We start from the raw sequence: 12176 nt of genomic DNA on the forward strand, positions 1-12176 counted from the left end.
CGGTCGGTGCTCGGTCAGGAGTTCCCGTGCAGCTCGGCGTGCCGCTTGGCGCGGTTGGCCTGGATGCCGGCGAGGATCTCCTGGAACTTCGCCTCCGTGAGCGGGTAGCGGGACATGATCAGGAGCGCGATGAGGAAGAAGACGGCCGGCAGGATCGCCGCGGAGGTCTGGATACCGTCCAGGACGGACTGCGGCTGGACGTCCAGCTCGCCGTTGTAGCCGACGTACGCCAGGGCGTAGGAGGCGATGGCGGCGCCGACCGCCTGCCCCACCTTGCGGGTGAAGGAGAACGCGGCGTAGGTGGCGCCCTCGGTACGGATGCCGGTCTTGAACTCGCCGTACTCGACGGTGTCGGACTCCAGGGCCCAGGTCATGGTGTTGAGCAGGGCCATGCCGAACCCGATCAGGAACAGGCCGACCAGGCTGATGATGAGGTTCGGCGCGAGGCCGAAGATGATGCCACCGGTGATCGCGACGACGCAGGCGCTCATGAAGCCGACCTTCTTGCCGAGCTTGCGGGTGACTCCGGGACCGAGGGGCCCCACGTAGAGGACGGCGCCGGTGGTGATGATGGTGACCACGCTGGCGAGCCAGTTGCCCGCGCCGGCGTACTGGAACAGCGCATGGTTCGCGATGTAGATGCCCAGGGCCGAGACGACGTTCTGGCCGGTGAGGTAGAAGAACGAGGAGAGGCACAGACGCAGCAGCGGGCCGTTGTGCCGCAGGGTCTGGATGGTCTCCTTGAAGGACACCTTCGCCACCTCGCGGTAGACCGTCTCCCTGGAGGTGACGAACGTGGTCATGAACATGACCATGCCGACGACGAGGAAGATCACCGAGGTCACGAGGAAGGTGGCGGCGAGGTTGTCGGCGGACTTGATCTGCGGGGCGAGGATGACCGAGAGCAGCAGGATCGTGCTGCCGGAGCCGACCATGCGTGCCGCGGACAGGCGCGAGCGGTCCACCGGGTTCTGGCTCATCGCGCCGGCGAGGGAGCCGTAGGGGATGTTGACCATCGAGTACAGCAGGCCCAGCAGGGCGTAGGAGCCGACCGCCCACACGATCTTGAGCGTGTAGCTCTCGACCGGGATCCAGAAGCACAGGAGGTTCGAGGCCAGCAGCGGCAGCGAGAACCAGAGGATGAAGGGCCGGAACTTGCCCCACCGGGTCATGGTGCGGTCCACCATGCGCCCGGCGAAGATGTCGGCGAAGGCGTCCCAGATCTTCACGAAGAGGAAGATGCTGCCGGCGTGGGCCGGGTCGATGCCCGCGACGTCGGTGTAGAAGACGAGCAGGAACAGGCCCGTCATCTGGAAAGCGATGTTGCACCCGGCGTCGCCGGCGCCGTAGCCGAAGATCGTCTTTGGGGCCAGGTGCGGCCGTGACTGGTCTGTCCTGGGCGCCGATGCGGCGGTCGAGGTGGACATGGGTTCTCCCTGGCGTTTCGATGCCCCCGCCGGACGGGGTGGGACGGTAACTAACGAACTGGTGAGTCCATTCAGTCACCGGCTGCTCCCTGACCGGAAACACTTGCCGCGAGTTGCACGGCTCTTGCCAAGTGTTGCCGCACCGGTCCTCCCCCGCGACCGGTTACGCTGACCATCGACCGTTGGCAAGTGGATGCCGTTTGTTGCCGCTCGCCCGGTGCGTGCGAGCCGACCAGCTGGAGGGCATGGCGTGATGCAGGAGGAGCGTGTCGATCGCGCACCCGTCCCGGAGGGGACGATGAGCGTCGACGGCCCGTCGGGCGCTGACGCTCCACCGACACCCGAGGACTCGGGTCGCCATGCCGCCGTGGGGGAGTCCGCTGCCGTGGGGGAGTCCGCTGCCGTGGGGGAGTCCGACGGCGTAGCGGTGCCGTCCGCCGCCGGCCACCCGACCGAGCGCAAGGCCCGCCGCCAGCGCAGTGCGCCCACCATCTACGACGTTGCTCAGGCCGCCGGGGTCGCGCCCTCGACCGTCTCCCGGACCTTCTCCCGGCCTGGCCGCGTCAACTCCGAGACGGCGGACCGCATCCGCAAGGTGGCCGCCGAGCTCGGCTACCGCACCAACCCCATGGCCCGGGCGCTGTCCACCACCCACACGAACCTGCTCGCGCTGGTGGTTCCGGACATCACCAATCCCGTCTACTTCGAGATCATCAACGGCGTCCAGGATGAGGCGGGCGAGGCCGGGTACACCGTGCTGCTCGTCGACTCGCGCGAGTCCGACCGTCGCGAGCGCGAGTCGCTCGACCGGGCGCTGCCCATCGTCGAGGGCATCGTGCTGGGGACCTCACGGATGTCGGACGCCTCCATCCGGATGATTGCCAAACAGAAACCGATGGTCGCTCTCAACAGGGCCGTACGCGAGATCCCGTCGGTCGTGCCGGACAACGCCCGCGGCGTCCGCCGTGCGCTGGAGCACCTCGGCGAGCTCGGGCACGATCCTGTGACGTACCTGGCGGGACCGGAGGCATCCTGGGCCGACGGGATGCGCTGGCGGGGGCTGCGCGAGGCCTCGCTGGAGCTCGCCGTGCACGTGCGCCGCCTGGGCCCGCTCGCGCCCACCGTCGCGGGTGGCGTGGCCGGTGCGAAGGCCTGGATACAGGCGCCGACCACCGGGGTGATCGCGTACAACGACCTCGTCGCCATCGGGTTCATCCGCTACGTGACCACCCACGGCTACCGGGTGCCCGAGGACGTCTCCGTGGTCGGGTACGACAACATCTTCGCGGCGGACCTCGTCACGCCCCCGCTGACCACGGTCGCCACCCCACGACGGGCGCTGGGGGCAGCAGCCGTACGGAACCTCATCGCCCAGATCAAGGGCGCCCACCCCCGCGGTGGCCCTCCTGTAGTCGTGCCGGTCAAGCTCGTCGAACGTCAGAGCACCGGCCCCGCACCCCACCAGCGCGCGGTCACGGCGAACCAGACCGGGTCGGTACTGCCCCGTCGGTAGGACCGTGCCGGCGGTCCGGACGCCGTCGAGCCGGGCAGCCGGACGCCGTCGAGCCGGGTAGCCGGACGCCGTCGAGCCGGGTAGCCGGAGGCGATCCCACCCGGCAACTGGCGGCAACACATTGCTGACGATCTGCCTCTCGGCTCACGATGATCAGCATGACCACCACCGACAAGGACGTCCTCGAAGTCCACCCCGACCGCTTGCTCCCGCCGGAGCCGGGGTTGCGGGCCATCGCCCGCGAGCTGTACCACGCGGTGAAGGACCTGCCGATCATCTCCCCGCACGGCCACGTCCCGCCGCAGTGGCTTGCCGACGACGTCCCCTTCACGGATCCGACGTCGCTGCTCATCACGCCTGACCACTACATCAACCGCCTGCTGCACGCCTCGGGCGTCTCCCTCGCCGACCTTGGCGTGAACCAGCCGACGTTCAGCGCCGAGCAGAGCCGCAACGCCTTCCGCCTGCTGTGCCAGAACTGGAAGTCGTTCCGCGGCACGCCGATGAAGTTCTGGTTCGAGTCCGAGCTCGCCGACGTCTTCGGGATCGACCTCGTCCCCTCCGCGGGAACTGCCGACGCGATCTACGACCGCATCGCCGAGGCCATCGTGACCCCCGAGTTCCGGCCCCGTGCGCTGTACAAGCGCTTCAACATCGAGTTCATCGCCACCACGGACGACCCCGCCGACGACCTGCGCCACCACATCAAGCTCGAGAACGACCCGACCTGGGAGGGCAAGGTGGCCCCCACCTTCCGCCCGGACAAGTACCTCGAGCCGGCCACCCCGGCCTGGAACAGCCTGGTCGACACCCTCGGTGCAGTCTCCGGGGAGGACACCGGCACCTACGCGGGCTGGGTATCGGCGATGGAGAACCGCCGCGCCTTCTTCAAGGAGCACGGCGCCGTCTCCTCCGACCACTCCCACCGCGACGCCGGCATGGAGAAGCTCGACGACGCCGAGGCGGAGCGCCTCTACGCCAAGGCCCGCGGCGGCGAGATCACCCGCGAGGAGGGCGACGCGCTGCGCCGGGACTTCATGTTCCAGCAGGCCCGCATGGCCTCCGAGGACGGCTTGGTCATGACGCTCCACCCCGCCGTGGTGCGTAACCACCACACGCCGTCGCTGGAGCAGTTCGGCGCTGACGTCGGTGGCGACATCCCGATGCAGGTGGAGTTCGCCGACGCGCTGAAGCCGGTCCTGTCCGCCTTCGGCACGGCCCCGAACTTCCAGCTCGTGCTCTTCACGATCGACGAGACGGTGTACTCCCGCGAGCTGGCCCCGCTCGCCGGGTTCTACCCCTCGGTCTACGTTGGTGCTCCCTGGTGGTTCATCGACGAGGCCGAGGCCATCAAGAGGTACCGCCGGGCGATCACCGGCTCCGCCGGCTTCTCCCGCACGTCCGGCTTCATCGACGACACCCGCGCCTTCCTGTCTATCCCGGCGCGACACGACATGAACCGTCGCCTCGACTCGGGCTTCCTCGCCGAGCTCGTGGCCGACCACCGCCTGACCATGGACGAGGCGCTCGACACCGCCCACGACCTCGTCGTCACCCAGCCCAGGAAGGCCTTCAAGCTGTGAGCACCGAGACCACCACCCGGCCCCGCCTCTCCCGCGCCGCGCACGGCCGCCCCGCGGCGCCGGTGCGCATCGTGCACCTGGGCATCGGGAACTTCACGCGTGCGCACCAGGCGTGGTACACCGAGCACGCACCGGACGCCGCCGACTGGGGGATCGCGGCCTTCACCGGCCGCCGGCCCGACACCGCCGACGCGCTCGCACCCCAGGACGGGCTCTACACGCTCATCACCCGGAATGCCGAGGGTGACTCCTTCGAGGTGATCAGCTCCATCTCCGCCGTCCACCCGGCGAGCGACACCGAGGCGTTCCTGGGCTACCTGCGCGACCCCCGGACGGCGATCATCACCACGACGGTGACCGAGGCCGGCTACATGCGCGGCGCCGACGGTCACCTCGCCCTGGGACACCCGGACGTGGCGGCCGACATCCAGGCCCTCACCTCCGACCCCACGGCGACGGTCACCACCACGCCGGGCAAGGTCGTCGGCGGCTTCCTCGCCCGCCGGGCGGCCGGCGCCGGCGCGCTCACCGTGCTGCCGTGCGACAACCTGCCCGACAACGGCCCCACCTTCCGGGCCGTCGTCGAGGAGCTCGCCGCGCAGGTCGACCCCACCCTCCAGCAGTGGATGGAGGACAACGTCTCCTGGGCCACGTCCATGGTCGACCGCATCACCCCGGCGACGACCGCCGCCGAGCGGGAGGCCGTCGCCGCCGCCGAGGGCTACGACGACGCCTCCCCGGTGCCCACCGAGCCCTTCAGCGAGTGGGTCGTGGCCGGGGAGTTCCCGGCCGGTCGCCCGGCCTGGGAGCAGGCCGGCGTCACGGTCGTGGACGACGTCTATCCCTTCGAGCAGCGCAAGCTGTGGATGCTCAACGGCTCGCACTCCCTGATGGCCTACGCCGCGACCATCGTGGGCCATGAGACGGTCGCCGACGCCATGGCCGACCCGACCGTGCGCGGGTGGGTCGAGGACTGGTGGGACGTGGCCGGGGCGCACCTGCAGGTGGACGCGGACGACGTCCGGGCCTACCGGGCGGCGCTGGTCGACCGTTTCGAGAATCCGCGTGTGCGGCACCTGCTGGCGCAGATCGCTGCGGACGGCTCCCAGAAGATCCCGGTGCGGATCCTGCCCGCACTCCGGCTCGAGCGGGCCGCCGGCCGGCTGCCTGACGGGCCCGTCCGGGCCCTGGCCGCGTGGGTGCTCCACCTGCAGGGCCACGGTGCGCCCGTCAAGGACGCCCGGCAGGACGACGTCGTCGCCGCAGCCCAGGGCACGGTCGCGGAGGCGACCACCCGGCTGCTGGAGATGCTCGGCGCCGACGTCCTGCCCGACGACGAGCTGATCGCCGCCGTCACCGCCAAGGCCGAGGAGATCCTCGCGCTGGAGGGGACCGCCACGCAGTCCTGAGACGGGCGCAGGCCACCGCTCGGAGGGGATCGCCGAGTGGTGGCCGGCGCCAGCGACGCGTACCACCGAGGCGACACGCGCGGTCCTGCAGCACGCGGGACGGCCGTGCCGCCTCGTTGGCATGCCCTTGACCTCTCGCCGTTATCTTGCCGAGACCGGGCGAGGCAAGGAGTGGCAACAGATTGCCGCCCGCACGCCTCATATGACTGAATCGACCTGACCCCCTCCGCTAGTGGCGCGGGCTGTCGGCAGTGGACTCACTGGTGAGTTACAACCTCACTGGGGAGTGCAACCGCCGGACGCCGCTCGACGACGGAGCCCTCCACCCGCGTGACCGGGAGACGACCGGTGGCGAAAGCCACCGTCCGAATACCGGGCACGTGCGCCGAACAACCCGCATCGGAGCAATGGTGCGGCGTGCGTGACACCGAACGCTCATCGATGAGCAGAACAGGAATACCCATGAAGCGCAGCAGAATTCTCTCGATGATGGCCCTTGCCAGTGCGACGGCGCTGACCCTGGCCGCGTGCGGCGGCGGGGACGCCGAGGGCGACGGCGCAACCGCCGGCGGCGGCGAGACCGCAGCGGCGGAGGGCAAGACCCTCCGGCTCGCCCTCAACCAGACCGAGGAGCACCCCTCCTTCATCGCGCTGGACAACTGGGGCAACAGCCTTGAGGAGGCCACGGACGGTCGCTGGTCGATCGAGGTGTACCCGAACGAGACCCTCGGCGCCCAGCAGGAGGCGCTGCAGCTCGTCTCCGACGGCAGCGTCGACCTGGCCATCGTCTCCGGTACCCAGCTGGAGAACCTCAACGAGGACTTCCGCGTCTTCAACCTGCCGAAGGTCTTCGACGACGTCGAGCACCAGATGAACGTCGTCCACGACGAGGCCATCGTCGGCGACCTGTACACCTCCCTCGAGGAGTCCAACTCGCTCACCGTCCTGGGTGGCTTCACCCAGGGTGCCCGCAGCGTGTACACCACCTTCGGTGCGGTGGAGAGCCCCGAGGACTTCGCCGGGAAGAAGCTGCGCGTCCAGGAGTCCGACCTGCACATCGCGATGGCCGAGGCGCTCGGTGCGTCTGCCACCCCGATGGCGTTCGGCGAGGTCTACACCGCCCTGCAGTCGGGTGTCCTCGACGCCGGCGAGAACAACGAGGTCTCCTACTGGACCCAGAAGCACTACGAGGTGGCGCCCGACTGGACGTACACCAACCACCTCGTCGGCCTGGACTACCTCGTCGTGAACAGCGACCTTCTCGGGGGCATGTCCGAGGAGGACAAGCAGGTCTTCCTCGACACCTGGACCGCAGCACACGAGGAGCACACCGAGCTGTGGACCACCGCCACGCAGGACGCCATCGAGCAGGCGACCGCCGGTGGCGCGACCTTCCACAAGGTCGAGTCCGCGGCCTTCGACGAGGCGCTCTCCGGCCTCGCGGCCGAGTTCATCACGACCGACACCCAGCAGGCGCTGTACGACGCCGCGCGTAACGCCGCCAAGTGACCGGGAGCGGCGGGGAGGCGCACCGACGCATCGAGTCGGTACGTCTCCCCGCCGCCTCGTGTCGGCCGACGCGCCCCGTTGTGAAGCAACCCCAAAAGACAGCAGTCAGGAACGCACACGCTGTGCCCCCTGAGCGGAGGAACACATGAGTAACAAGGACGTGGGAGGTCCCCCGGCGGACCGCCCAGCAGTCCCCGAGCAGGGGGCGGGCCACCGCCAACGCCCGACCGGGGGACCGGTCGTCGCCGCCCTGGAAGCGGTCAGGGGGTTCATCGACAAGATCCTCGGCGTGATCTGCATCGTCATCTTCGGGGCACTTGTCTTCATCGTGTCCTGGCAGGTGTTCTCGCGCCAGGTGCTCCACTCGCCCGCGACGTGGACCACGGAGATCGCTCAGTACACATTCGTCGTGCTGGCGCTCCTCAGTGCCGCGCTGGTGTTCTCGGAGCGCGGGCACATCGCCGTCGAGGTGCTCGTCAACAAGTTCAACGAGACCTGGCAGCGCATCACCGCCGTCTTCGTCGAGGTGACGATCATCTTCTTCGCCGTGTTCGTCATGATCTACGGCGGCTACGCGGTCGCGCAGAACGCGTGGAACCAGAACATCTCGACGATGCCGCTCACCATCGGCCAGATCTACATGATCCTGCCGATCTCCGGCGTCCTCATCACGTTCTTCTCCCTCTGCCACATCGTGGGGATGTTCGCGGGCACCGAAGAGCCGCTGCCCGAGGTCGACGAGAACAACCAGGGAATCTGAGGCCGCCATGGAACCCGTGACACTTGCACTCATCATCTTCCTGGCGGGCATCGTCATCGGCATCGCCCTCGGTGTGCCCGTGGCCATCTCGATGGGCCTCCCGGCCGCCCTCGCCATCGTCGTCCTGTCCGGCTGGGAGGGCGCCGCCCTCACCTCCGCGCAGAAGATGTTCTCCGGAAGCAACAGCTTCTCCCTCCTGGCTATCCCCTTCTTCATCCTCGCCGGCGGACTGATGAACACCGGCGGCATCGCGCAACGGCTCATCGACCTCGCGCTCGTCGTCGCCGGCCGACTGCCGGCCTCGCTCGCCCAGACCACGGTCGTGGCCAACGCGATGTTCGGCACGGTCTCGGGCGCCTCGGTGGCGTCCGCCGCGGCCGTCGGCTCCGTCCTCTCACCGCCCATGCGCCGGGCCGGCTACGACCCGAACTTCGCCGCCGCGACGAACGCGGTCGCCTCACCCGCCGGCATGCTGCTCCCGCCGAGCAACACGTTCATCGTCTACTCGCTCGTGTCGAGCACCTCGATCGCGGCACTGTTCATGGCGGGCGTCGGTCCGGGCCTGCTGTGGGCGCTGGTCTGCGTCATCATGGTGGCGGTCTACGCCCGGAAGCACCCGGAGCTCAAGGGCACCGAGCACCCGACGCTCCGTGAGGGCCTGATCGTGCTCCTGCGCGCCATCCCGGCGCTCCTCATGATCGTCGTGGTCATCGGCGGCATCCTTGCCGGCATCTTCACCGCTACCGAGTCCGCCGTGATCGCGGTGCTGTACGCCCTGATCCTGGGCCTCATCCAGCGGAACCTGAAGGTCCGCAACCTGCCGGGTATCACCCTCGAGGCCGCGAAGACGACGGCGATCGTCATGCTGCTCATCGGCGTGTCGAGCATCCTCGCCTACCTGCTGGCCTTCGCCCAGCTCCCCGACCTCGTCGCGGACACGATGCTGGGGGTCACGGACAACAAGTTCCTCATCATCATCCTGATCATGATCATCTTGCTCCTGGCGGGCACGGTCATGGACCCGACCCCGGCGATCCTGATCTTCACGCCGATCTTCCTGCCGATCGTCGTCGAGCTGGGCTTCAGCCCGATCCACTTCGGCACGATGATGGTCTTCAACATGTGCCTGGGGAACATCTCGCCCCCTGTGGGCAACAACTTGTTCGTGGCCGCCCGCGTGGCGAAGGTGCGTATCGAGCCGATGATCGGCCGGGTCATGCCGTTCTTCTGGGCGCTGACCGCTGCACTGTTCATCGTCGCGTTCGTCCCGCAGCTCTCGCTGTGGCTGCCCGGCGTCATGGGCCTGCTGCCGCCCGGTACCCCGTAGCCGCGGCTGCACGCACAGCTGTGCCCCCTCGACCGCCGGGTCGGTGGCCGCTCCTCGCGGCCACCGGCCCGGCGTTCGCCGTTCGGCGTCCGGGTGCTCACTAGGATGACGCGACCGCACAAGGAGATGTCGTGAGTCAGGAGCATGCGCACCGGTCGAGCACGAGGGCCGCCGCCGATGCCTGGGAGTCGCTGTTCCGTGCCCAGGTCGTCCTCATGCGTCGCTTCGAGGGCGGCGGCGACTTCGCGCCGCTACGTCCGCGCGAGTACGACGTCCTGTTCACCCTGAGCCTGGCCGTCGCCCACTCGCTGCGGTTGCGCGACCTCAACGAGCAGGTCTTCATGAGCCAGCCCAGCCTGAGCCGCATGGTCGAGCGCCTCGAGGTGCGAGGCCTGGTGAGCCGTGCGCCCGCGCCCGACGATGCCCGCGGCCTCGTCGTGACCCTCACCACTGAGGGACTGGCGCTGCAGCGGCGGGTGGGTCGGCAGCATGTGCGCAGCATCGCGCGCTACGTCGGCGGCGCCCTGGACGAGGAGGAGCTGCGGACGCTCGCCGAGCTGACGAGGAAGCTGCGGACGTACCAGCCCTGAGATCGCGGCCATCGAGCAGCGCGTGACCCAACAAGGTTGCCGGCGCACCGGCGCACCGGCGCACCGGCGCACCGGCGCACCGGCGCGCCGGCGCAGAGCCGCAGAGCTGCAGAGCTGCCGCGGGCCGCGGGTCGCCGTCGCGACGGGCGCGCGCGGGAGGACGGTAGAGTGTTCCCTGGTGCGCCGGGAAGTCTGGTCGGCAACGATGCCGCCGACCCCAGGAGCCCTTGTGCCGCACCCCCAGCCTCACGAGCACCATCACGTTCCCACCACGCACCCGCGGCGCCGCCTCGCCGTGCGGTTGCAGGACGAGCGCTTCTCTGGCCTGCTCCTGCTGGTCGCCGCGGTGGTGGCGCTGGTGTGGGCCAACTCGCCGTGGCGCGAGACCTACCACGCCGTCGCGGGCACCGTCCTCGGTCCGGCGGCGCTCCAACTCGACCTGACCGTCTCCGCGTGGGCGGCCGACGGCCTGCTCGCGATCTTCTTCTTCGTGGTGGGGCTCGAGCTCAAGACCGAGCTCGTCACCGGTTCCCTGCGCAAGCTCGACGCGGCGCTGCTCCCCGTGCTCGCCGCCGTGCTGGGCATGGTGGGACCCGCGGTGGTCTACACCGCCGTGCAGCTCGCCAACGCATCCGGCGCGGGGAAGGGCTGGGCGATCCCCACCGCGACGGACATCGCTTTCGCCCTCGCCCTGCTGGGCATCTTCGGGCGCGGCCTCCCGCCGGCGCTGCGGGTGTTCCTCATGACGCTCGCGGTCGTGGACGACCTGCTCGCCATCACCGTCATCGCGATGTTCTACACCGAGGAGATCCGCGTCCTGCCGCTCCTCGGCGCCCTGGCCGCCGTCGCGGGGTTCGCCGCCGTCGTGCGGCGTCGCGCGCGCCGGTGGTGGCTCCTGGTCCCGTTGGCACTCCTCGCCTGGGGACTCATGCACGCCTCCGGTGTGCACGCCACCGTCGCCGGGGTACTGATGGGTCTGAGCGTGCCGGCCGGGATCCGCCCCGGCGAGCAGGACTCGCTGACTCACCGGTTCGTGGAGCGGGTCCAGCCGTGGTCTGCCGGCTTGGTGCTGCCGGTGTTCGCGTTCTTCGCCGCGGGAGTCACGGTGGTCGACTCCGGGCTCGGCGAGGTGCTGTCGGACCCGGTCGCGATCGGAGTGACCGCCGGCCTCGTGCTGGGCAAGTCGCTGGGCATCTGGGGCGGCGTCGCGATCCTGGTCAAGACGACCCGGCTGCGGCTCGGCAACGGAGTCGACCTGGCCGACCTGCTCGGCGTCGCCATGCTGGCCGGCATCGGCTTCACCGTCTCGCTGCTCATCGCGGACCTCTCCTTCGGTGGGTCAGCCTCGGGGGACGCGGCGAAGCTCGCCGTCATCGCCGGGTCGGTGATCTCGGCGGTGGCTGGAGGAGCGACGCTCCGGATACGAGCGAAGGTGCGGGTCCGTGGCCGCGCGGCGCGCACGGTCACCGGGACCGTACGCGGCGGGTACCGGGCCGCCTCGGGCAGGGCCCGGCGGCGCTGAACGGGGGCGAGCCCCGGGCAGAGCAACGCCGCCCTGGCACGCGGCGCCGGGGCGGCGTTGTTCTGCATCCGTCAGTCCGCGGCGCTGGCCCGGAGCATCCAGGCCTGCTTCTCCAGCCCGGTGGCGATGCCGATGAGCAGGTCGGCGCTGAGGTGGTCCTTCTCGTCCAGCGCGTCGAGGTTGGCCTTGATGCGGTCCGCTGCGGTCTGCAAGCGCTCCTCGAACATGCGGATGGCCTTGTCGGTGGCGATCGGGCCGCCGTCGAGCGCCGGCAGGCCGGAGGACTCCGCAACGGTCGCGGGCCGGCCGTCCGGGGTGCCGCCGACCGCGACGAGCCGCTCGGCCACCTCGTCGGAGGCGGCTCGCACCTGCGCGACGATCTCGTCCAGGTGCAGGTGCACGGCCCGGAAGTGGGAGCCGTGGAGGTTCCAGTGAGCCTGCTTGCCCTGCAGGGCGAGGTCGGTCAGGTCCACCAGGGCCTCCTGGAGGCTCGTGTCGACGATCTTCAGCGGCTTGGTGGGCACGGTGCGGCTCCT

The 12176-nt window shown here is 69.8% G+C and carries 10 protein-coding genes; 8 read left to right on the top strand and 2 right to left on the bottom strand.

Annotated elements, in window-relative coordinates:
• Positions 1-14: 14 nt before the first annotated feature.
• A complete protein-coding gene (locus FE374_RS08990; protein ID WP_139928365.1) occupies positions 15-1427 on the bottom strand; it encodes a glycoside-pentoside-hexuronide (GPH):cation symporter in 1413 nt (470 codons plus the stop codon).
• Positions 1428-1725: 298 nt separating this feature from the next.
• Between FE374_RS08990 and FE374_RS08995 the strand changes: the two genes are divergently transcribed.
• The 8 genes from FE374_RS08995 to nhaA all read left to right on the top strand — a co-directional run bounded on the left by FE374_RS08995 (position 1726) and on the right by nhaA (position 11640).
• The gene (locus tag FE374_RS08995) at positions 1726-2940 is read left to right on the top strand and encodes a LacI family DNA-binding transcriptional regulator (protein ID WP_139928367.1); all 1215 of its coding nucleotides are present in this window, start codon (positions 1726-1728) and stop codon (positions 2938-2940) included.
• A gap of 158 nt (positions 2941-3098) precedes the next feature.
• Complete coding sequence (uxaC, locus tag FE374_RS09000; RefSeq protein ID WP_139928369.1) at positions 3099-4523, top strand: glucuronate isomerase; 1425 nt, start codon at positions 3099-3101, stop codon at positions 4521-4523.
• Positions 4520-5932, top strand: coding sequence for a mannitol dehydrogenase family protein (locus tag FE374_RS09005; protein WP_223173682.1), 1413 nt, complete (start codon positions 4520-4522; stop codon positions 5930-5932). The genes uxaC and FE374_RS09005 overlap by 4 nt, the downstream gene beginning before the upstream one ends.
• 462 nt (positions 5933-6394) lie before the next feature.
• A complete protein-coding gene (locus tag FE374_RS09010) occupies positions 6395-7441 on the top strand; it encodes a TRAP transporter substrate-binding protein (protein ID WP_139928371.1) in 1047 nt (348 codons plus the stop codon).
• Positions 7442-7586: 145 nt separating this feature from the next.
• The gene (locus tag FE374_RS09015; protein WP_139928373.1) at positions 7587-8201 is read left to right on the top strand and encodes a TRAP transporter small permease; all 615 of its coding nucleotides are present in this window, start codon (positions 7587-7589) and stop codon (positions 8199-8201) included.
• Between the two features lie 7 nt (positions 8202-8208).
• A complete protein-coding gene (locus tag FE374_RS09020; RefSeq protein ID WP_139928375.1) occupies positions 8209-9528 on the top strand; it encodes a TRAP transporter large permease in 1320 nt (439 codons plus the stop codon).
• A gap of 131 nt (positions 9529-9659) precedes the next feature.
• Positions 9660-10118, top strand: coding sequence for a MarR family winged helix-turn-helix transcriptional regulator (locus FE374_RS09025; protein ID WP_230978528.1), 459 nt, complete (start codon positions 9660-9662; stop codon positions 10116-10118).
• Between the two features lie 229 nt (positions 10119-10347).
• The gene (gene nhaA / locus FE374_RS09030) at positions 10348-11640 is read left to right on the top strand and encodes a Na+/H+ antiporter NhaA (RefSeq protein WP_168205644.1); all 1293 of its coding nucleotides are present in this window, start codon (positions 10348-10350) and stop codon (positions 11638-11640) included.
• Positions 11641-11711: 71 nt separating this feature from the next.
• Here the strand turns inward: nhaA and FE374_RS09035 are convergent, their stop codons facing one another.
• On the bottom strand, positions 11712-12164 hold the full coding sequence (locus FE374_RS09035; protein WP_139928379.1) for a Dps family protein: 453 nt from the start codon (positions 12162-12164) through the stop codon (positions 11712-11714).
• Positions 12165-12176 lie beyond the last annotated feature (12 nt).

The organism is Georgenia yuyongxinii (assembly GCF_006352065.1).
Lineage (GTDB): Bacteria > Actinomycetota > Actinomycetes > Actinomycetales > Actinomycetaceae > Georgenia > Georgenia yuyongxinii.